Origin of the sequence: Ornithinibacillus gellani (assembly GCF_003730295.1) — a bacterium.
Taxonomy (GTDB): domain Bacteria; phylum Bacillota; class Bacilli; order Bacillales; family Amphibacillaceae; genus Ornithinibacillus_A; species Ornithinibacillus_A gellani.
This window is the reverse complement of record NZ_QTSZ01000051.1, coordinates 58,821-81,487: the sequence shown is the minus strand read 5'-3', so window position 1 is coordinate 81,487 and position 22,667 is coordinate 58,821. Positions and strand designations below refer to the sequence as shown.

General features: G+C 32.9%; 18 protein-coding genes. All 18 read left to right on the top strand.

Translation table 11 applies throughout. The features are described 5' to 3' along the window. Positions 1–153: 153 nt before the first annotated feature. The 18 genes from DX933_RS16160 (at position 154) to DX933_RS16075 (ending at position 22,014) form a co-directional block, all read left to right on the top strand. The gene (locus tag DX933_RS16160) at positions 154–924 is read left to right on the top strand and encodes a YveK family protein (RefSeq protein ID WP_123317467.1); all 771 of its coding nucleotides are present in this window, start codon (positions 154–156) and stop codon (positions 922–924) included. Next, positions 896–1,594 carry a CpsD/CapB family tyrosine-protein kinase gene (locus tag DX933_RS16155; RefSeq protein WP_123317466.1) on the top strand — a complete coding sequence of 233 codons (699 nt, stop codon included), beginning with the start codon at positions 896–898 and terminating at the stop codon, positions 1,592–1,594. The genes DX933_RS16160 and DX933_RS16155 overlap by 29 nt, the downstream gene beginning before the upstream one ends. Positions 1,595–1,836: 242 nt before the next feature. Further along, positions 1,837–2,601, top strand: coding sequence for a tyrosine-protein phosphatase (locus DX933_RS16150; protein ID WP_123317465.1), 765 nt, complete (start codon positions 1,837–1,839; stop codon positions 2,599–2,601). A 94-nt stretch (positions 2,602–2,695) separates the two neighbouring features. After that, positions 2,696–3,352, top strand: a complete 657-nt coding sequence (locus DX933_RS16145; RefSeq protein ID WP_145962288.1) for a response regulator — start codon at positions 2,696–2,698, stop codon at positions 3,350–3,352. Positions 3,353–3,532: 180 nt separating this feature from the next. Further along, positions 3,533–5,359: a polysaccharide biosynthesis protein gene (locus tag DX933_RS16140; protein ID WP_123317463.1), complete on the top strand. Its 1,827-nt coding sequence runs from the start codon at positions 3,533–3,535 to the stop codon at positions 5,357–5,359. A gap of 88 nt (positions 5,360–5,447) precedes the next feature. Beyond that, the gene (locus DX933_RS16135; protein WP_123317462.1) at positions 5,448–6,665 is read left to right on the top strand and encodes a DegT/DnrJ/EryC1/StrS family aminotransferase; all 1,218 of its coding nucleotides are present in this window, start codon (positions 5,448–5,450) and stop codon (positions 6,663–6,665) included. Between the two features lie 14 nt (positions 6,666–6,679). Continuing rightward, positions 6,680–7,795 carry an ATP-grasp domain-containing protein gene (locus tag DX933_RS16130; RefSeq protein WP_123317461.1) on the top strand — a complete coding sequence of 372 codons (1,116 nt, stop codon included), beginning with the start codon at positions 6,680–6,682 and terminating at the stop codon, positions 7,793–7,795. Between the two features lie 19 nt (positions 7,796–7,814). After that, positions 7,815–8,729, top strand: a complete 915-nt coding sequence (locus tag DX933_RS16125; protein ID WP_223806009.1) for an NAD-dependent epimerase/dehydratase family protein — start codon at positions 7,815–7,817, stop codon at positions 8,727–8,729. Next, positions 8,710–9,309: a sugar transferase gene (locus DX933_RS16120; RefSeq protein ID WP_123317460.1), complete on the top strand. Its 600-nt coding sequence runs from the start codon at positions 8,710–8,712 to the stop codon at positions 9,307–9,309. The genes DX933_RS16125 and DX933_RS16120 overlap by 20 nt, the downstream gene beginning before the upstream one ends. Positions 9,310–9,363: 54 nt before the next feature. Further along, on the top strand, positions 9,364–10,362 hold the full coding sequence (gene galE / locus DX933_RS16115) for a UDP-glucose 4-epimerase GalE (RefSeq protein WP_123317459.1): 999 nt from the start codon (positions 9,364–9,366) through the stop codon (positions 10,360–10,362). A 37-nt stretch (positions 10,363–10,399) separates the two neighbouring features. After that, positions 10,400–11,659, top strand: coding sequence for a glycosyltransferase (locus DX933_RS16110; RefSeq protein ID WP_123317458.1), 1,260 nt, complete (start codon positions 10,400–10,402; stop codon positions 11,657–11,659). Between the two features lie 93 nt (positions 11,660–11,752). Continuing rightward, the gene (locus DX933_RS16105; protein ID WP_190279559.1) at positions 11,753–12,910 is read left to right on the top strand and encodes a glycosyltransferase; all 1,158 of its coding nucleotides are present in this window, start codon (positions 11,753–11,755) and stop codon (positions 12,908–12,910) included. Positions 12,911–12,913: 3 nt separating this feature from the next. Further along, on the top strand, positions 12,914–14,161 hold the full coding sequence (locus DX933_RS16100; protein ID WP_123317456.1) for an O-antigen ligase family protein: 1,248 nt from the start codon (positions 12,914–12,916) through the stop codon (positions 14,159–14,161). Next, on the top strand, positions 14,146–15,600 hold the full coding sequence (locus DX933_RS16095; protein WP_123317455.1) for a lipopolysaccharide biosynthesis protein: 1,455 nt from the start codon (positions 14,146–14,148) through the stop codon (positions 15,598–15,600). Before DX933_RS16100 ends, DX933_RS16095 begins: the two co-directional genes overlap by 16 nt. Before the next feature lie 71 nt (positions 15,601–15,671). Then, the gene (locus tag DX933_RS16090) at positions 15,672–16,967 is read left to right on the top strand and encodes a nucleotide sugar dehydrogenase (RefSeq protein WP_123317454.1); all 1,296 of its coding nucleotides are present in this window, start codon (positions 15,672–15,674) and stop codon (positions 16,965–16,967) included. Positions 16,968–16,988: 21 nt separating this feature from the next. Continuing rightward, positions 16,989–18,128, top strand: coding sequence for a non-hydrolyzing UDP-N-acetylglucosamine 2-epimerase (gene wecB / locus DX933_RS16085; RefSeq protein ID WP_190279558.1), 1,140 nt, complete (start codon positions 16,989–16,991; stop codon positions 18,126–18,128). A 210-nt stretch (positions 18,129–18,338) separates the two neighbouring features. Then, positions 18,339–19,070, top strand: coding sequence for a nucleotidyltransferase family protein (locus DX933_RS16080; protein WP_123317453.1), 732 nt, complete (start codon positions 18,339–18,341; stop codon positions 19,068–19,070). 298 nt (positions 19,071–19,368) lie between these two features. After that, a complete protein-coding gene (locus tag DX933_RS16075) occupies positions 19,369–22,014 on the top strand; it encodes a sialidase family protein (RefSeq protein ID WP_123317452.1) in 2,646 nt (881 codons plus the stop codon). Positions 22,015–22,667: the final 653 nt, after the last annotated feature.

Sequence of the window (22,667 nt, the reverse complement as noted above, 5' to 3'; positions counted from 1 at the left end):
AATTTAACAGAATACTAGCAAAAACGAGCTTTCCCAATGAAAATTCCCTATACATTCCAATTAACTATGGTATAATTTGCGAAGTAATGGTAAAATTTTATCGGTTATTTATTTGAACGTCATATTATTATTTTTTAACACGGAGGTAAGACCATGGAAGAAACGATTTCCCTCAAGGAAATTTACGAAGTGATTAAAAAACGATTTTCATTAATCGTTGGATTTGTTATTGGTGCAGCTATCATTGCTGCATTGGTCAGTTATTTTGTATTAACTCCGACCTACCAGTCTAGCTCGCAGTTTTTAGTGAATCAGGGGCAACAGGACCCAGCACAACAATTTAGTGTCAATGACATTCGTACAAACGTCGAACTTATCAATACCTATAATGTCATTCTTCGTAGTCCGGTTATATTGGACGAAGTTGTTGAAGAATTGAATCTACCATACAATACGAATGTTTTACGTGATAAAATAAAAGTTTCTAATGAACAAAACTCTCAAGTAGTTGCTGTTACTGTAACAGATCCGAGCCCGGAAATGGCTACTACCATTGCAAATGCAACTGTAGAAATTTTTCAAAGGAAAGTTCCGGAAGTGATGAACGGAGTTGATAACGTTCATATTCTATCCGCTGCAGTAACCCCACCTGATCCAGTACAGGTAGCGCCAAGGCCACTATTGAATATTGCGATTGCAATTGTGTTAGGTGGTATGGTTGGAGTGGGAATCGCCTTCTTACTTCAGTATATGGATAATAGCATTCGCACAGAGGAAGATATCGAAAAGAAATTGGAATTACCTGTTTTAGGCGTTATTTCACATATATCCAATGAAGATATTCGTAGTGATCAATTTCGCTTTCAACAAAATCGAGTGACAAGGGGGGCATATGATGTTTCGCCGCAGAAGAAATCAATCTAAGCCTAGTAAAATGAGAACGTTAATTACCAAGTTAAACCCAAAGTCGCCGATTTCGGAGCAGTTTCGTACAGTTCGTACAAATTTACAATTTGCCGCTGTAGATGAAGAGTTGCGTAGCATGCTTGTTACTTCATCAAGTCCAAGTGAAGGGAAGTCCATGACAACAGCAAATCTAGCAGTTGTTAATGCTCAGCAAGGAAAAAAAGTTCTACTCATTGATGCAGACATGCGTAAACCGACAGTACATTATACCTTTCGTTTAGATAACCTTCATGGATTAAGTAATATTCTTGTAGGAGAGGGTACTTTACAAACTGCAACATTTGCTAGTGATGTGGATAACCTTGATATTCTATCTTCTGGACCAATCCCACCAAATCCTTCCGAGTTACTTGGATCGAAAAGAATGGCGAGATTATTACAAGAAGCACTGGAAATCTATGATTTAGTGATTTTTGACACGCCACCAGTATTGGCCGTAACAGATGCACAAATTCTTGCTAACATAGTAGACGGAACATTACTAGTCATTCGCAGTGGCCAAACAAACATTGAAGCAGCAACACGAGCGAAAGAAGCATTATTACCTGCAAAGGCAAGGTTGTTAGGGACTGTGTTGAATGATCGTGAAAAACGAGCTTCGAATTATTATTACTACTATGGAACCTAATTAAAAAACTCCTTAACAGGAGTTTTTTTCATGGATGCGTTTTCACCGCTTACATTATCATAATTTATAATGGAATAGCTCTGGTATGCATGAACCTCCTGCCATAGCTATTCAATGGTAATCATTTCAACAATTCCCAATGGGTAATACTGTAATATTTTGTCGGATTACCGTATAATATAATCATTATTGATAATGATAGGATAAAACTGGAAGAAACATAGAAATGGGATGTGAGTAAAATGATAGATATTCATTGTCATATATTGCCTGGTGTTGATGATGGAGCTCAAACAGAAAAAGATAGTATTAATATGGCATTATCTGCTTTGGAACAGGGGATTCATACCATTATTGCTACACCACATCATAAAAATGGCAAGTACGAAAACGATTGTGAAACGGTAAAAAAACAAGTAGCCATTTTACAAGATTTATTTGTTAATGAGAATATCCCTTTGACTCTGCTTGCAGGCCAAGAAGTACGAATTAATGGCGATGTGATTTCGGATATACGAACTGGTAATATTCTTTCCTTAAATGAAACAAAGTATATATTTATAGAGTTTGCTTCTAATCATGTTCCACGCTATGCGAAACAAATGTTATTTGATATCCAGGTGGAAGGCTATATCCCAGTAATTGTGCATCCGGAGCGAAACAGTGATCTGATACAAAACCCAGACATGCTTTATAAGTTCGTTCAAAATGGTGCATTAACACAGGTTACAGCTGCGAGCATGATTGGGAGATTCGGTAAGGCTATTCAAAAATTTTCTTATCAACTTGTTGAAGCAAATCTAACACATTTTATTGCTTCGGATGCCCATAACACAACAACCCGAGGTTTCTGTATGAAAGAAGCGTATCAGGAATTGAGTAGCCGATTCGATAATGAAACGGCTTACTTATTCATGGAAAATAGTCAGCTCTTAATTGATGGTCAGAATGTAAACAAGTTAGAGCCGGAACCGATTCGTAAGAAAAAAAGATTTGGACTCTTTTAAATAAACCAACTCGTACGTGGCTAAACAAATATATGTATAGGCCCTGTGGTATATTTGGGGTTGAAAGAAGATTTTTAGATTGGGGGTTGTTGAATTGATTCGTGTTTTAATCGTGGATGATGAACTTTTGCTTCGGAAAGGAATCCAGGCACTTATTGATGGGGAATCCGATATGCAAGTGGTTGGGATGCTAGCGAATGGAGAGGAAGTATTGAAAGAACTCGATGCAATAAAGCCGGATATCATCCTTATGGATATTCATATGCCCCGATTGGACGGAATTAAAACAACTGTAAAATTAAAACAAATGAACTCCAATGTGAAGGTCATTTTTTTAACTGCCAATATTTCAGAAGAAGAAGTCATTCGCGGAATATCTGCCGGGGGAGACGGATTTTTAGTGAAGGAGATATATCCTGACGATCTGTTTCGGTCTATTCGGGATATCCATCGTGGTCAGCATGTGTTATCTTATGACGTTGCCAAAATACTAGTAAAAAGTATACGGAAGCTTTCACTTAATAAATGTCAGTTATTAGCTAAAAGGTTGGAAAATCATGGTCTGTCATTTACGAAAAGGGAATTAGAGGTTGCGTGCCATCTAGTAGAAGGTTTGGATAATCGACAAATCGCACAAAAGCTTTATTTAGGTGAGGGTACAGTAAAGAATTATATCAGTGAAATTTATCAAAAGCTAAACGTTCGTTATCGTGATGAAGCCATACAATTTATTGAACGATTATTAAGATAGGTATTGTCGAATATTGACTCTTTATCATGACTTTTATCCTATTAAGTCACTTAAAACATGACTGGGTATTTAGTATCATGATATTTGCTATGGATTTTCCATTAATTACTAATGCAATCTGTAACAAACCTTTTGGACAATAAAACAATTATTTAATGCATTTAAAAGGGAGCGAAAATCTTGACTTACAAGAAGCGGTTGACATTATTAATTATTTTAGATTCTATCATTGTCTCCTTTGCAATTTTTGCAGCTACTTGGATCGTGTATCCGGGAGCAACACAGAAAATGGACATGAGCATTATATTAATTACTGTAATATCTTTACTAGCGTTCCATCACTTATTCGCATTTATATATAAGTTATATAACAAAGTGTGGTCTTATGCTAGCGTTGGTGAATTAATGGCGATTGTAAAGGCTATTACACTGTCAATTATTGGTGCAGGGATTGTTCAGTTTTTAGTAAATGATTTTAGTATATATAAACGAGCCCTAATTGTGACGTGGCTGTTGCATATCATTTTAATTGGCGGCTCACGTTTTATGTGGAGGGTACTGCGGGATCGCTATCTTGTATCTGATAAGGGGAAGAAACGTACCCTTATAGTAGGTGCAGGTGCAGCAGGGACTATGATTGCTAGGCAACTACATAATAGTCACGATGACTCCGAACTATTGCCTGTAGCCTTTGTTGATGATGATTTAACGAAACAACGTATGGAAGTCTATGGAGTACCTGTACTGGGACGGATTAAAGATATTAAAAATATCGTAGAAAACCATAAAATTGATCATGTTGTGATTGCAATTCCATCGCTGAGGAATGGCGCTCTAAATGATATTATTATGAAATGTAATGAGACTAGTGCAAAGGTTAAGTTAATACCTAAAATTGAAGATTTAATGACTGGTCGTGTGACGGTTAGTAGTTTAAAAAATGTAGAAGTAGAAGATTTACTTGGACGAGAGCCTGTTGAATTAGATATAAACGCTATATCAGAATATGTTACTAAAAATACTGTCATGGTTACTGGCGCTGGGGGGTCTATTGGATCTGAATTATGTCGTCAATTAATGCGTTTTTCTCCTAGTAAAATAGTTCTTGTTGGACATGGTGAATTTAGCATTTATTCCATTGATATGGAACTAAAAGAGAAATATTCACAGATGGATGTGGAAATAGTTCCCGTAATCGGTGATGTACAAGATCGCCAACGGATGTTTAATATTATAGAAACACATAAGCCAACAATAATATATCATGCTGCTGCACATAAACATGTGCCATTAATGGAATATAATCCTCATGAGGCTGTTAAGAACAATATTATCGGTACACGAAACGTTGCGGAGGGAGCTGATGCATTTGGCGTTAATACCTTTGTACTTATTTCATCTGATAAGGCTGTGAATCCCACAAATGTTATGGGTGCTACAAAACGAGTGGCTGAAATGGTTATTCAGAATTTAGCGAAGAAAAGTAATACGAAATTTGTGGCTGTTCGTTTCGGAAATGTTCTTGGTAGTCGTGGTAGTGTTATACCGTTATTCAAGAAACAAATTGCCAAGGGTGGCCCAGTAACTGTAACACATCCAGAAATGACAAGGTATTTTATGACGATACCGGAAGCATCACGGCTTGTTATACAGGCTGGAACCCTTGCTAAAGGTGGAGAAATATTTGTGTTAGATATGGGTGAACCAGTAAAAATTGTTGATTTAGCAAGAAATCTAATTAAATTATCAGGTTACAGTGAAGATGAGATTGGAATTAATTTTTCTGGTATACGTCCGGGAGAAAAAATGTATGAAGAATTACTTGGGGAAGATGAAATTTTACCAGGAGCAGTTTATGAAAAAATATATGTTGGTCGGACGGTAGAGGTTGACGATAGTTTGGTATTAAGGTTAATACAAAAATATGAAGATTATTCAAATGAAGAATTAAAAGAACAAATGATGAAAATTGTATATATGGAAAGAACATTACTGGCTATTAAATAATGATTAAAATTAATATTTACACAAATTCTTTTAAAATTGAATTATATTTTTTGAATTTATTATTTTGAAATAAGAAATGAGGATAAAAATGACTGATATGAAAATGAGAACAATACCATTTTCACCACCTGATATTACTAGTGAAGAAGTCGAAGAAGTTATAAAAACTATGAATTCCGGTTGGATTACAACAGGTCCCAAAACAAAGAAATTAGAGAAGGAAATAGCGAAATATGTAGGCACTAAGCTGGCGGTTTGTGTAAATTCAGCTACGGCTGCGATGGAACTTACGTTACGAATTTTGGGTGTAGGGCCTGGAGACGAAGTAATAACAACAGCTTATACATATACTGCTACCGCTTCGGTAATAGAACACGTGGGGGCAAAAATCGTATTAGTTGACACAGCACCAGATTCTTTTGAAATGGATTATACAATGCTTGAGAAATTAATTACAAATAAGACAAAGGTAATTATCCCTGTCGATCTGGGCGGAAAAATGTGTGATTATGATACTATCTTTAAAATAGTTAAAAAAAAGAGAGAGTTGTTTAATCCAAATAATGATTTACAAAAATACTTTAATAGATTAATTGTAATGGCTGATTCAGCACACGCGTTTGGTGCTCAAAGAAATGGTAAAAGATGTGGACAAGTTGCTGATTTTACTTGTTTTTCATTTCATGCTGTAAAGAATTTAACAACTGCAGAAGGCGGAGCCGTTGTTTGGAGTAATAAAGAGGAGTTTGATGACAACTGGTTGTATAACCAATATATGCTTTTTAGTTTACACGGACAGTCAAGAGATGCTTTATCAAAATCACAAAAAGGTGCATGGGAATACGATATTCTATACCCAGCATATAAATGTAATATGACAGATATAATGGCTAGCATTGGCCTAGTTCAACTTAAAAGATACAATTCATTATTAGCACGGCGCAGGGAAATTATTGAGATGTATGACGAAGTTATTAAATCGTTAGGACTCGAATCATTAAAACACTTTGGAAAAGACTATTCTTCATCGGGACATTTATATTTAACACGAATACCAGGTTTAAGTGAAAAAGATAGAAATAAAGTTATTGATAAAATGGCTAGTTTTGGTATATCTTGTAATGTTCACTATAAACCTTTGCCGATGTTTACTGCATATAAGAATATGGGATTTGACATTAAAGATTATCCTAATGCTTATAATCAGTATGCAAATCAACTTACGTTACCTTTACATACTTTATTAAGTGATGGTGATGTTAATTATATTTGTAGTAAACTAAATAAGTCATTAAAATTAAGTTGAAGGGCAGATGAGAAATGAAAAAGAAAATACTAATTTTGGGTGTTGCCTCTGTCCAAATGGATGCAATAATGGAATTAAAAAAAATGGGTTATGAAACGCACGCATGTGCTATGAAAAAAGATGGCCCAGGTGCAGATGCCGCGGATTACTTCGTCATTATAAATATATTAAACATTAATGAAATTATAGAATATATTGAAGAAAATAAAATATCTGTAGTTTATTCTGTTGGGTCAGATTTGGCAATGCCAATTGCTAGTCAAATTAGTGAAAAATTAAATCTTCCTCATTTTGTTTCAGAAAAAACAGCACGAATTTGTAATAATAAAGATTTAATGAGAAGTTCATTAGGGTCAAAGTTTAATGGAAATGTAAATTATCAAGTGATACATAATGTGAGCGAAAAAGTTGAATTAAGCTATCCGTTTATATTAAAGCCTACAGATTCACAAGGACAAAGAGGAGTAAAATTAATTAATTCCCAAGAGGAATACCTGAAATATTTTAAAAAAGCCAAGGATTATTCACGTTCAGGTAATGTTATTCTGGAACAATATATTTCAGGACCTGAAATTTCAGTCAACGGTTATGTTGTAAATGGAGAAGTTGTATATTTGGAAACTTCTGATAGGGAGACCTGGTCAAAGTATACAGGTCTTATACATAAGCATGTGGTGCCTGCTAAAAATTGCACTTCACAATGTATGAATAAAATAAATAAAATTGTTAATAACGCTTGTGAAAAATTAGGTATATCCAATGGTCCTGTTTACGCACAAATGAAAATGGAAGGTGATACACCTTACATTATTGAAATAACTCCTCGATTAGATGGATGCCATATGTGGAAGATTTTATCCTACTACTCGGGAATGAATCTATTAAAGTTGACATTCAATCATTTAATAAATAATGATATCTCAGAATTAAACAAAGTAAATAATGTTACTAATAGTGAGCATGTATTAGAGTTTATTTGTCAGGAACCGAATACAAAAGCTAACTTTTCAAATTACCAAAATGAAATTTCAAATTCAATATATAGCTTTAATTATTATAATCCTGGGGATACAATTCGTGAAATAAACGGACAGTATGAAAAAATAGGCTATTTTATTTATAAAAATTAAAATATCTATGGTGGGAAGAGTGAAGGATAGTATGAAAGTAGCTATAACTGGTGGTACAGGATTCTTAGGTAAGCATGTAATAGACTCGTTAAAAACGGAAGGATATGTACCTGTGATTTTAACAAGATCACAGCAGCAGAATGAATTTATTGATTGTGAATTAAGATATACAGATTATAGTAATGAAGCTTTGGTAGAAGATTTGATTGATATCGACGCAGTTATACATCTTGCAGCAAAGAGGGGGAGCCAAGGGTTAATTTCGGATTTTCATGAAAATGAAGTCATGACACAAAATCTCTATACTACATGTTTGAATTTAGGCATTTCAAATATTATATTTGCTTCTAGTATTTCTGTATATTCAGATAAAAGTACAATCCCTTGGACGGAGAGAAATATTCCTTCTCCAAATTTAATGTATGGAATTAGTAAGCTTGCTAATGAGCATATTGGAAATATATATTCCACAAAAGGATTATTTGTGAAAAATATTAGACTAGCTCATTTATATGGTTTTAATGAAAAAAATAATTACATGATTAACTTGTTTTTTAGACAAGCGTTTAATAAAGAAAAGCTTGTTTTAAATACTAATAGTACAGCAAAAAGAGAATTCCTTTATGTAAAAGACGCTGCAAAAGCAATTATTTGTGCCTTACGAAGAGAAAAAGTGGCAGGTACTTTTAATGTTGGCAGCGGCAATGCATTAACAAATTTTGAAGTGGCACAGAATATAAATGAAGTCTTTTTAAATAACAATAATCTATTAATTAAGCATCCCGAAATGGAAGATAAAACTCAACCTTCTTATTTTGATAGTACCTATGCAAAAAACAAATTATACTTTTCATGCGATTATACATTCGTTTCAGCATTATCGGACATTTATAATTTAATGAGGGGGTTAGATCATGTACCGATACGGTATTAAGCGTTGCCTAGATATAATTGCCTCATTGATTTTATTGCCAATTTTATTTATTTTTATTGTTCCTGTTTTCATATTAATAAAACTTGAAGATAAAGGACCAGTTTTTTATAATGCATCTCGCTTAGGAAAAGATATGAAGGAATTTAAAATGTTTAAGTTTCGTTCGATGAAAGTAAATGCTGAAGATATTAGAAATGCAGATGGTAGTACATTCAACTCAAATAATGATCCAAGAGTTACTAGGGTTGGGAAACTATTACGGAAAACTAGTATCGATGAGCTACCACAAATACTAAATGTTTTAATCGGTGATATGAGTTTTGTTGGTCCAAGACCAAGCCCTTTGGGTAATAAGGACCTGTACCCAGAAGAATATTTCAAGAAATTTGCAGTTAGACCAGGTATTACTGGTTATAACCAAGCGGTTTTAAGAAATAAATCATCAATGGAACAAAGAGTCAAAAATGATTTGTTTTATGTAAATAAATTATCATTTTTATTGGACATAGAAATAATATTTAAAACCATTTTTTCCGTTATTTTCACTAAAAATATTAATAGAAATGATGAGTCAAAATAATTCTTGTTACTTAAATCTTTTTTAGAAACAGTATGATAATGAAAGGTGATTTAATTGAAAATACTCGTAACAGGGGGAACTGGATTTATTGGTAGCCATACTTCAATAGAATTAGTTAATGATGGGCATAATGTAGTTATTGTGGACAATCTTTGCAATAGTAATATAGATACATTAGATAGAATAAGAAAGATAACCGGTATAAAAGTGAAGTTTTATGATGTGGATCTAACAAATTACAAAGATTTGGAAAGTGTTTTTATAGAAAATAAATTTGATGCAGTAATTCATCTTGCTGGTGTAAAAGCAGTAAATGAATCCGTCCAGCGTCCATTAAAATATTTTATGAATAATCTTAATGGCACTGTTAATTTACTGACAATAATGGAAAAGTATTCTGTGAAGCGTTTAGTCTTTAGTTCATCAGCAACAGTATATGGAAAAATGAATGATTTACCATTAAAGGAAGATTCGACACTTGATGTCACAAACCCTTATGGACGTACAAAGTTAATGATTGAAGAAATGTTAGAAGACATTTTTAATAGCTCTCCTAATTGGGGAATAGCTTCATTAAGATATTTTAATCCTATAGGTGCACATTCAAGTGGATTAAATGGTGAAATACCAAGGGGAATCCCGAATAATATTATGCCTTATATTACCCAAGTTGCAGTTGGTAAATTAGATATGTTAAGTGTTTATGGTAATGATTATCCAACTCATGATGGTTCTGGAATCCGTGATTATATTCATGTTGAAGATTTAGCAAAAGGCCATATATTAGCGCTTGAAAAAGTATTAAAAAATAATCTTTATGAGGTTTATAACTTAGGGACAGGAAAAGGCTATAGTGTCTTTGAACTTATTTCTATGTTTGAAAAAACAACTGGAATTGAAATACCCTATAAGATTGTTGATAGAAGGGACGGCGATGTAGCTGCATGCTATGCTGATTCAACAAAAGCTTTCAAAGACTTAGGATGGAAAGCGGAAAAAAATCTAAGAGATATGTGTATAGATGCTTGGAAATGGCAAAATAACATAGGATAAGCATACACATTATAAAACAAACGAGAGGTACCTTATTTTGAATAATTGTTTAGTATTATTAACAAATTATTATCCGTTTTATAAAGGTGAAGAGTATTTGGAAACTGAAATGAATTATCTTTCGGAGAAATTTTCAAAAATATATGTTATTCCTTTAATGGTAGATAACAAGATGAAACAAACAAGAAAACTCCCGAATAATATTGAAGTAATTAAAAGTAATATTTCACATTCTATATTTGGAAAATTAATGATGGTTCTAAAAAAACATAAATTATCTAGAAAAAAAATAAAAGGTACTGCTTTACTACATAAAGATGGGAAAACTATTGCCACTAAACTTTTTAAACTTTATTTTGAAAGCAGATCCCAATATATCTACTTGGAAATAAAAAAAATATTAAAGAATAAAAGCTTCGATCAATACAATACAATTACAATTTATAGTTACTGGCTTTATATCACTGCTAGGGTGGCTGTTGAGTTAAAAAACGATTTTTTTAGTAATAAAACTGTCTATACATTTTCTCGTGCTCATGGCTATGATATTAATGAGGATGCGAATTTATTAAACTTTTTACCAGAGAGAGAATTCCTTTTACATGAATTGGATAATATATTTCCCGTTTCCCAAAATGGTGTAAACAAGCTTTTGAATAAGTTTCCGGAATATAGATCTAAAATTGAAGTTAGAAGACTGGGGACAGTAAAAAGAAATATCGAAAAGAAAAATTCTAACAACTTTTTACATATTGTAAGCTGCTCTACTGTTAGAAAGTTAAAACGATTAGACCTTCTAATACACTCATTAGAAATCCTTGAAAAAAAAGGTATTAAATATAAATGGACGCATCTTGGTGGCGGACCTGATTTTGATGATATTAAACGATTAGCTGATAAACATTTAAATGAGCAAAGCTATCATTTCACAAATCATATTAAAAACAATGAGGTATTAGATTGGTATGAAAACAATCAAACAACTTTATTTGTAAACACATCCACATCTGAAGGAGTGCCTGTATCGGTAATGGAAGCAATGTCAATGTCATTACCAGTTATAGCTACAGATGTTGGTGGTACAAAAGAGATAGTAGATGATAAAGTAACAGGTTACTTATTGAAAAAAAATTGTACTAAATTTGATGTATCCAATGCATTGTTAAGAATTTACAATATGGATAAAGATGAATATATGTCTATGTGCCTTTCGTCTTTTAAACTGTGGGATAAATTATCTAATGCTGATAGATTATACATGGATTTCGTCGAGGAAATAGCTTCAAAAAGTAAATAATTATTTAATGAACTTTGATTAAAGTATAATCAGGTTGGTTAAAAATTTATTACGTATTATCTAATTTACTAATTCTTGAAAAGGGTAATGTTTATGAATATATTTTATCTTACATTTGTTAGAAGTGATGTACCTAAAATGTCAGGTGTAATGAAAAAGATAAAGGGTCAATTAAAATCTTTTGATAATGAATTTAACAATTGTTATTACTCCTCTTTAGTGGAGGATGGTTTAAATATTTTTCACTTTCAGACCGAACGTATTGTGAAGTTAGAGAAAGTCCAATATGAAAAGCATTTTATAAAAGGAATTTCAAATAGAAAAAGTTTTTACAATGAAATCCTCACATTTTTAAATAAAAAAAATATATCTGTTCTCTATATTCGATATAGGACTTCCGATCCATATTTAATTAAATTTCTTATGGAATGTAAAAAACTTGGAGTGAAAATATATATTGAAATTCCAACGTATCCATATAAAAAGGAGATAACTAGAACACTTACTAAAATAATGGATAAGTATTACTCTGGTAAACTAAATAATTATATCGAAAACATTATCACTTTTTCAGATCATAATAAAATATTTGGAGTTGAAACAATCAAAATTAATAATGCTATTGATTTTGATTTGATTCCAGTAAAAAAAACCAGTGTTAAACAGAAAAGGATTAATTTACTTGGTGTAGCAAATGTTAGTATATGGCATGGGTATGACAGGGTGATAAAAGGATTAATTGAATATTATAATCAAAGAAGTGTTGAAAAAATCGTTACTTTTACAATTGTTGGTGAAGGCAAAGAGTTGAACAACTTAAAAGATATGGTATTACAAAACAATCTCTCAGACTATGTAATTTTCGCAGGTTTTAAAGATGGTCATGAACTTAACGAAGCGTATGATAATGCTGATATTGGAATTGCAAGTTTGGGTATTCACAGAATTGGATTGGAAAGTGTCTCCACACTGAAAAGTAAAGAATATTGGTCTAGGGGATTGCCATTTATAAAATCATACAGTGATAAACAAATAGATAAAATAATATCTGATTATGTATTAAATATACCTGCAAACGATTCAAGTGTTGATATTAATGAAGTAATTGAATTTTATACACAATATATAAAATCTAATAAAAATAATTTTATACTAAGAGATTTAGCAGAAAAAAATATATCTTGGAATAAAGAATTTCAACCAGTAATAAAGGCGATTAAAAAAAATGATTTAGTTACTGAAAGTGTGTGAACGATGAAAGATTCAATTAAGCTTAATTCTTATCTAGTATTTTTAATTATGATAATAATACTTGCAACTTGGAAAATAAGTGTAATGGATGTTTTCTTACAGGAATACATTCCATTTTCTATATCAAATATCATATTTGTTATTTTGCTTTTTTCACTCTATCTAATTTTACTTTTATTCTTAAATAGAGGAATTGGCTTAAAAAATATGTTTTCTATAAATGTTTTTGTTATTACTCTTTTTATGGTTTATATATATATTAGTTATAGTTACCTTTCATTTGATTATATATATGCAAATGACAAAATTAAACATGTGTTGCTAATTTTTTTATTTACTTTAGTACCTTTAATGGTGAATTTTAATAATAAATATCTATACAGATTCTTTTATATTATTTTCTTATTTAATTCTGTTTATATTATTTTATTTTTAATAATGTATCAAGATATTATTTTATCCTCTGCTTTTACAGGTGAAAGACTAGGCACGGAAGAAATTAACTCTATCTGGTTAGCAAGGGTTCTTGGTGAAAATATCTTGATAACATTTGTTATTTTGAAGAAAAAAGTAATGAAAATAGCTTTAATATTATTTCAATTGTTTTTGATTATTTTAACTGGATCTAAAGGACCCCTATTGGGTTTATTTATTATATTTGTATTATACAATATAAGTAATCTTAAATTTAAAATGAAATTTTCATATAAAAAAATATTTACAACTTTTATAAAAATTTCTTTTTATTTTATTGTTTTTGCTGTTTTTATGTTTCTTGTGTTCAAATTTATCGGTTTGGAATATATTTATTCAAGATTAAGTTCGGAAGACACTTACGCACAGAATAGTAGAATTTACAGATATCTGTTCTCTTTTGATTTAATACAAAATAATTTACTTTTTGGAATTGGATTTGGCAATTGGGGCTATTATTTTACTGGTGGTGTTTTTGGCAGGAATTATCCCCACAATATAATAATAGAAACTATTGTTGAATTAGGTATTATAGGTGCTATACCATTATTTTATTTACTGTATCAAGGAATGAAGAGATTTTTAAGTTATATGAAGAATTTATTTAATAGTAATGTGATCAATTTAATTCCATTGTTGTTTATTTATTTCCTGTTTAATAGTTTGTTATCGGGTGATTTGGGACTCTCGAATGTTGAAATGTTTATCTTTTTAGGAATGTTACTAGGTGTAGATAGTAGTATTCATAGTAGGAGTACAAAATGCAAAGCTCTATGAAAAATGACATCTTAAAAAAGTTTAGTAAAGATTCATTAATATATTTACCAGGTCAATTATTTATTGGAATTAGTGGGTTCCTTTGTATTATCATCTACACGAGATTGTTTAATCCTTATGATTTTGGAAATTATTCGCTTATATCTGGCGCTGTTGGATTCCTCATAACAGTATTAACTGGTTGGATGTCACAATCTGCATTAAGATATTATGATGATTTTTCTGATAAAAAAACTTTAATTTCTACAATAGCATTCACGTTTAGTTTAATTAATTTTTTTACTTTGCTTGTAGGTACATTCTTAATATTTTTATTTAAAGATTCAATGGAACAAAATTTATTAAAGTTAATATTTTTTGGGCTTATTTTATTTTCAGTCCAAAGTCTATATACAGTAATTAAATCTTTTTTGAGATCTGAAAGAAAAACTAAAGCATTTAGTTTCAATGATATATTTTTATCAATATGTCAGGTCTTTTTGGTACTTATCATTGTGAATAAATTACATTTAAATGTTGAAAGTATTTTAATCAGTTTAATCATTGGTTATTCCGTGTCTATTGTTGTAAGTGTATATATCTTAAAGTTGCATAAATATTATGACCCGGGAATATTTGACTGGAACATCATGAAAGAGTTGCTACGTTATGGTTTTCCGTTACTCGGAATAACTTTTACCACTTGGGTGCTAACTCTATCAGATAGATATATCATTAAGATTTTTGGTTCAACAGTAGATGTAGGAGTCTACACTATAAATTATTCTGTTGCGTATAACATTTTTAATTTATTTATTACTCTATTAATGATGGGTGCCTACCCATTAATTATTAAGACCTGGAATAGCTCAGGTAAAAAAGCTACCGAATTAGTCGTTTCTGACATGATCAAGTACTTTCTTATGATAACTATACCTGCTTTTTTCGGTGTTTTATCTTTATCAAAAGAAATAATGACTGTATTTGGTACTGAGGAATATGTAACAGGACACAAGATTATGCCCATTATTGCTTTGGGGATGCTTTTCTTGGGAGTAAGTCAATATGTAATAAAGATATGGGAACTACAAAAAAACACAAAAATAATTCTATATCTTAATATATTTATTGCTGTTGTTAATATTATTTTAAATATTATCTTGATACCTTTATATGGTTATATTTTTGCAGCAGTAACAACTACTATTTCCTATATACTTTATTTTATTGTTTCAATCTATAAGGCAAAAAGAATATTCAAACTACATTTAAGTATTTTTAATACATTAAATATACTTTTATCTTCCTTTATAATGTTTTTAATAATAACATTTATTGAAATAGAATTTGACAGTAAGCTCTTTTCTCTCATTTCAATTGTTATTATGGGGGTTATTGTATATTTATCTATTTTACTTTTCTTAGAGTTTATACGACATAGATATTCTAAGTTTAAATAGTTTATATAATAAATTGTTTAAAATAATTCATTTATATATAAAGTAAATTTAAATAAAATGGAGTGATCACTTTGAAAATCGTAACAATGGGTTTAGGGTATATTGGTTTACCGACATCAATAATGTTTGCAAAGCATGGTGTTGAAGTTATTGGGGTTGACATAAAGCCAGATGTTATTGAGTTATTAAATTCAGGTGAAATTCATATAGAAGAACCGGGATTAAAAGAATCGCTAAATGAAGTTATTAATAATAAAACTTTTAGAGCGTCATTAGAACCTGAGGAAGCAGATGTATTCATAATATCTGTGCCTACGCCTAATAATAATGATCAACATAAAAGCATGAATCCATCATTAGTTTTAAAAGCAGTTTCTGCAATTATACCGTATCTAGAAAAAGGAAATACAGTAATAATAGAGTCTACTATTGCTCCTAGAACAACAACTGATATCATTAAGCCTTTGATTGAGAAATCTGGGTATGTTGTAGGTGAGGATGTATATTTAGTGCACTGTCCAGAGCGTGTACTGCCAGGAAAAATTATGCATGAGTTAATTTATAACAATAGAATAGTTGGTGGAGTTACAACAACTTGTACCGAGGCAGGCTATGAGGTTTACAAAAAATTTGTGAAAGGGGAAATTATAAAGACTAATGCGAATACTGCCGAGATGTCTAAACTAATGGAAAATACATTTCGTGACGTAAATATTGCCTTAGCGAATGAACTAACCAAGATTTGTAATAGTCTAGAGATAAATGTGCTTGAAGTTATTCAAATGGCCAATAAGCATCCAAGGGTTAATTTACATTTTCCTGGACCAGGTGTTGGTGGACATTGCTTAGCTGTTGATCCATATTTTATCGTTTCTAAAACTCCGGATATTGCCAATTTAATTAATCTATCTAGAACTATTAACACTTCAATGCCTAATTACGTAGTAGAACAAATAAAAAAATTAATGAACCTTTCCGGCGGTAAAATAGTTAGTTTATTTGGTCTGGCATATAAAGGAAATGTGGATGATATCCGAGAGAGTCCAGCAATGGAAATTTATAAAATATTAAACGAAGAAGCTGATTTTGAAATTAGGGCTTTTGATCCACATGTAATGAATAGTTTTGTGACAAAAGATATTGAGGAAGCAACAAAGGATTCTGATCTTGTAGTAATACTTACTGATCACGATGAATTTAAAAAAATTAATTGGGATAATTTTTCCAAAATGAATAATATAAGAATTTTTGATACTAAAAATATCGTGCAAAATCATAATGATGAGAACGTTCAGTACATTAATTTTGGAAATTTATACAACTATATAGAAAATAAAACAGTAAACGCAGAAAAAATATTGGGATAGAAAAATGGGTAATTTCCTTGCATGAGTACCTATAGTCTGATTGAATGGGTGATTAAAATTATAAAAAAAAAGGTTATGGTAGTGTTTGGAACAAGACCAGAGGCCATAAAAATGTGCCCTCTAGTAAAAGAATTAAAAACAAGAAATAATATTGAAACTATTGTTGCTGTTACCGGACAGCATAAGGAAATGTTAGAACAAGTATTGCAAGCTTTTAATGTAGTGCCAGATATTAATTTGTCCATTATGAAGAAAAAGCAAACATTATTCGATGTATCAATAAATATTCTGGACAAGATGAAGTCTGTTTTAGAAGAGACTAATCCAGATGTGGTATTAGTTCATGGGGACACATCAACAACATTTGTAACTTCTCTAGCATGCTTTTATTTACAAATACCCGTTGGTCATATTGAAGCAGGCTTAAGAACTTATAATATTTATTCTCCATACCCGGAGGAATTTAATCGACAGGCTGTAGGACTTATTGCAAAGTATAACTTTGCTCCAACTATTAATTCAAAAGAAAATCTCCTAAACGAGGGGAAAGACAGTTCAAATATTTATGTGACCGGGAATACCGCCATAGATGCACTCCAAACAACTATAAAAAAAGATTATACACACAAAGAAATTGAGTGGGCTTCTGATAGTAGATTAATATTGATTACTGCACATAGAAGAGAAAACCTCGGAAAACCCATGGAGAATATGTTTAAAGCGATTAAAAGGATTGTAGATGAATATAAAGATATTAAGGTTATTTATCCAGTTCATATGAATCCAATAGTCCGAAAAACCGCTGCAGATATATTGGGAAACCATGAAAGAGTTAAGATTATTGAGCCATTGGAAGTATTAGACTTTCACAACTTTTTAGCAAAGTCATATCTAATATTAACTGACAGTGGAGGTATACAAGAAGAAGCACCAAGTCTTGGGAAACCAGTACTAGTCATGAGGGATACGACTGAACGACCAGAAGGTGAGGCAGCTGGGACCTTAAAATTAGTTGGAACAAATGAAGAAAAAATATATAGTAATTTTAAGGTTTTGCTTGATAATGAAAATGAGTATAATAAAATGAGTAAGGCAAGCAATCCGTACGGTGATGGTACTGCAAGCATAAGAATAGCCGATATTTTGGAAGGAAAACTATGATAAATGGAATAACTCTCATATAATATAGCTACTATATATTATACGGGAGTTTTTTTATAATCAATTTCGCAGTGGATAGATCTTTATAGTTTATAATAGTGTTGTATTTTCGCATTTTAAGTATTTTCTAGTTATAATGTGCTTATAATGATTTATAAAAAAATATATGATGAATTGGAAGTTCCTTCATCAACACAAAGGAGCATCCTCATGAAATGTATCATTCTAGCGGCTGGATATGCGACGCGTCTCTATCCGCTGACGAAGCATACGGCAAAGCCACTTTTAAAAGTGGGCGATCAGACGATATTGCAGCACATCCTGGATAAGGTCGAAAGGGTAGATGAGATAGATGACATTTATATTGTCACCAATGATAGGTTCTACCGGGACTTTTGCGATTGGGTAGCGACGTATGCGGGGGATAAGGCAATTGAAGTCATCAATGACCATACAACGTCGAATGCCAATCGTTTGGGCGCCATAGCGGATATCCAATACGTGTTAAGAGAAAAGGATATTCAAGAAGACATCATGGTGCTTGCTGGCGATAATTTATTTGAATTTGAGCTAACTGCATTTGTGGACTTCTACCATAAGAAGCAAGCAGACTGCATTACGGTACATGAATTGAATGATACAGAGGAAATCAAACGCTCTGGTGTGGTACAAGTAGATGGAAGCGGGAAGGTTACGGATTTTGAAGAAAAGCCTGCTGCACCGAAATCCAATCTTGCCGTACCGCCATTTTATATGTATCAAAAGGAAACCCTGCCCTTGATCAATCAATATCTTTCGGCGGGCAATAATCCAGATGCACCAGGAAACTTCATCCCATGGCTTATCCAGCATAAGGACGTCTATGCCTATACTTTTACCGGTATGCGCTATGATATCGGTACAATAGAGAGCTATGAAGCGGTGCAGCAGCTGTTTAGGTAAACTATAAAAAAAGCCAACCTATTTACGTGGAAGGGTTGGCTTTTAATTTTGGCCCTATATCATGAACTGACAGGGTATACGCCGTCCCATCGAACCCTCTCAATGGACTAAATAATCTAAATATTTAGCAATATCCCTAAAATAAACCACAATAACCCTATTGTGAAAGCGCTTTAATTTGATTATTTTAGGTTTAGAACCAGATGAATGCACCAGGGATATATGGCAATAAAAAGATGTTTGGAATACGATATTTTGTTCTTCGATTATCAAAGTATCTGTAAAGGAGAGGGAAAATTTGAAGAAAGCTTTTACAATGATAGTGATATTTTCAATGTTATGGATCAGTTTTACAAGTCAGTCATTAGCAGCAACAGAAAAGGATGATGATTTAGTTTTGCGTGAAGAAAACAAGCAAATCAGAAAGAACAACTTTACCAATTTAAATGATAAAGTGGATGAGCTGAAGGAACTTGATGAAGGAACAATCATTGTAAGATTTCGTTACACCGATAATAAAGATGTGATGTCTTTATTTTCGTTATCTAATAATAATCTAGCAAACGGTCATTTTCATCTATATATTACGCCGAATGCGATTGGAAGTGAAAATAGATATGAAAAGCCCGGAGAACCAGGAAGTAACATCCATCTTAAGGCCAATGTTAATTTAAAAGAAAATGAAATACATACACTGGCAATGGTGGTTGATAAAGAAGAAGGATATAAATATTTTTTAGATGGTGAGCTTGTACTTGAGGATTCAACAACGGAACGTAAATTTTTGAATCATATTTTTGCACCTAATCGTTCGCAATTAGGTCGCACGGAAAGGGCAGGCGGTGCAAACCAATATCACTTTAATGGAGACATTGATTTTGCCGAAGTATATCGTAAAGCCCTGTCTGATCAAGCATTAATGGATATTACTGGGGTGACCGCTAAAGATAAAGTAGAAAACCCATTACCGGATGATGCTTTCATCACAGAACCACATTCTGTTTTTTACCCTGGATTATATGATTCAAATGCTTATCGTATCCCAGCACTATACCATACGATGGACGGAACCCTGTTAGCGGGTATCGATAAGCGGATTAATCATGCGGGTGATTCACCGGCAAACATAGATATGATGATGAGACGAAGCTTGGATCAAGGTAACACGTGGGAAGACGAAGAAATTTTGATCAATGATTACCCAGGCTATGCATCAAACATAGACCAATTGTTGGTGCAAGATAAAGATACAAAGCGTATTTATTCTTTGGTCGTTGCTTTTCCTGAGGGTGGAGGCTTCCCAACTGCAGAACAGGGGACAGGCTTTGTAACGATAGATGGAAAGGAATACATGACACTGTACAATAGTGAAAAAGAGGAATATACGATAAGAGAAAATGGGATAGTATATAATGGAAAGAATGAGAAAACCGACTATACCGTAGACCAAAAAAGAAATTTATATTTGAATGGTCATAAAATCAGTAATATTTTCTTAGCGGATTCGCCTTTAAAAGTAGCCAATACTTCCTTTTTAGAATTGTGGCATAGTGATGATGAAGGAAAAACATGGGAAGGCCCTCAAGATATGAATCCAGGCATAAAGGAAGCATGGATGGCGTTTCTTGGAGCTGGTCCTGGAAGTGGTATCCAGTTAACAGAAGGAGAGCATAAAGGAAGATTGGTACTACCCATTTACTTTACAAATGAAAATAGACAACAAGCCAGTGCGGTAATATATAGTGATGATCATGGGGAAACATGGCATCGCGGTGAATCACCTAACCATGGAAGGGTGGTCGATGGGGAAATATTGGACGAAAGAACATTTACGGGGAATGAAATTACAGAATCACAGGTAGTCGAAATGCCGGACGGCCAACTTAAATTATTCATGAGGAATTTTTCTGGGTATGCTCAAATAGCTACCAGTTTTGATGGTGGGGAAACATGGGCTTCTGAAGTTGTCACTGAACAGGATCTTGTTGCACCATATTCCCAGATGACAGCGATAAGATATGATGGTCAGATAGACGGAGAGGAAGCGGTGATTTTTGCAAGTGCAGGTGATCATACGCAAAGAGTGAATGGAACAGTACGAGCTGGTTTAATTAAAGAAGACGGAACATACGATAATGGCAGGACAAAATATAAATTTGATTGGAAGTACGCGCAATTAGTTAAGGAAGGTTCATATGGATACTCAAGCCTTACCAATCTGAATGATGGAAATATAGGCTTACTTTACGAAGCAGGCTCCAATATGGATTTCATTAAATTTAATCCCGAATACTTGAAATGGGAAAGAGAAGCGGAAGCACCTGAACCCGAAATAGATTCTATTTACGTAGATTCTGAAGATGAAAACTTCTATGTGGGAGACAAGCTGGAAGTGAAAGTAGTATTTGATGATTTTGTTATGTTAAGCGGCGATTGGACGATGCATGCGACCATAGGAGATAAAGAAATGGTCCTACAGTTAAAGCAAAAAAATCAGCTTGGAACAGAATTTATATTTGAAGGTGAAATCCCTGAACTGGTACCTGGGGAATACAATTTGAGAGCTGAGTTTTCTCCATCCCTGGATATGATAAATGTTTATGGAAAAACATTAGACAAGTCATTAGAAAAAAATCAATTATCTACAATACTAGAGATTGAGAACGAGGACAGTTTGGCCGAAAGTGCATCAGATGTAAAGCGGATTGTAGAAAGTTTAGAAAAACAAGGTAAATTTGCAAATAAAGATGTATCTGATGCTTTACATCTCCATTTAACTACAGTGGAACATTTTGAAAACCAATCAAAAGATGCGAAAGTGCTAAAGCATATGAATGGATTTAACCATTTAATTGAACAGTACCAAAAGAAAGACTTCATATCGCATGATGCTTATCAAATATTGAAAAAGCATGCTGACCACTTGATAGAAAAATGGGGTTGACTATAAAAAGCTAAACAGCGGTAACCCAATAAAAGCCAGCCTTTTCACGTAGAAAGGTTGGCTTTTGGTATGGGTATGGATGCTTTTTTTGGTGGTCATGTGCGATTGAGTGCTTTGAAGGTTGTTGATGTTGAAATCGGCTTGAGCCGATTTCCTTCCCTTTTAACGCATGCGACTTTCACGCCCAGGCACGCGACTTCCAGGGTAAACCTTGTGAATTCGAGTTCAACGCATGCGACTTTGCAGGAGTTCCGAGGTTTAGGTATTTATATATATTGTTGAAATCGGCTAATGCCGATTTTCTTCCCTTTTAAGGGTATGCGAGTTCGAGCGGTTGGCATGCGAGTTTCCCGCTAGGGCATGCGAGTTTGGCCGGTTGGCATGCGAGTTTCCCGCTAGGGCATGCGAGTTGAGGCCAAACCCATGCGACTTCCGGGCAAAGGCATGCGAGTTGAGGCCAAACCCATGCGACTTCCGGGCAAAGGCATGCGAGTTGAGGCCAAACCCATGCGACTTCCGGGCAAAGGAATGCGACTTGGAGCCATGCCCAAGCGACTTCCGGGCAAAGGCATGCGACTTGGAGCCATACCTAAGCGACTTTCACCAGTTCAAACGCAACTTTGCAATAAATCCATAGTTTCGGTTTTTATATA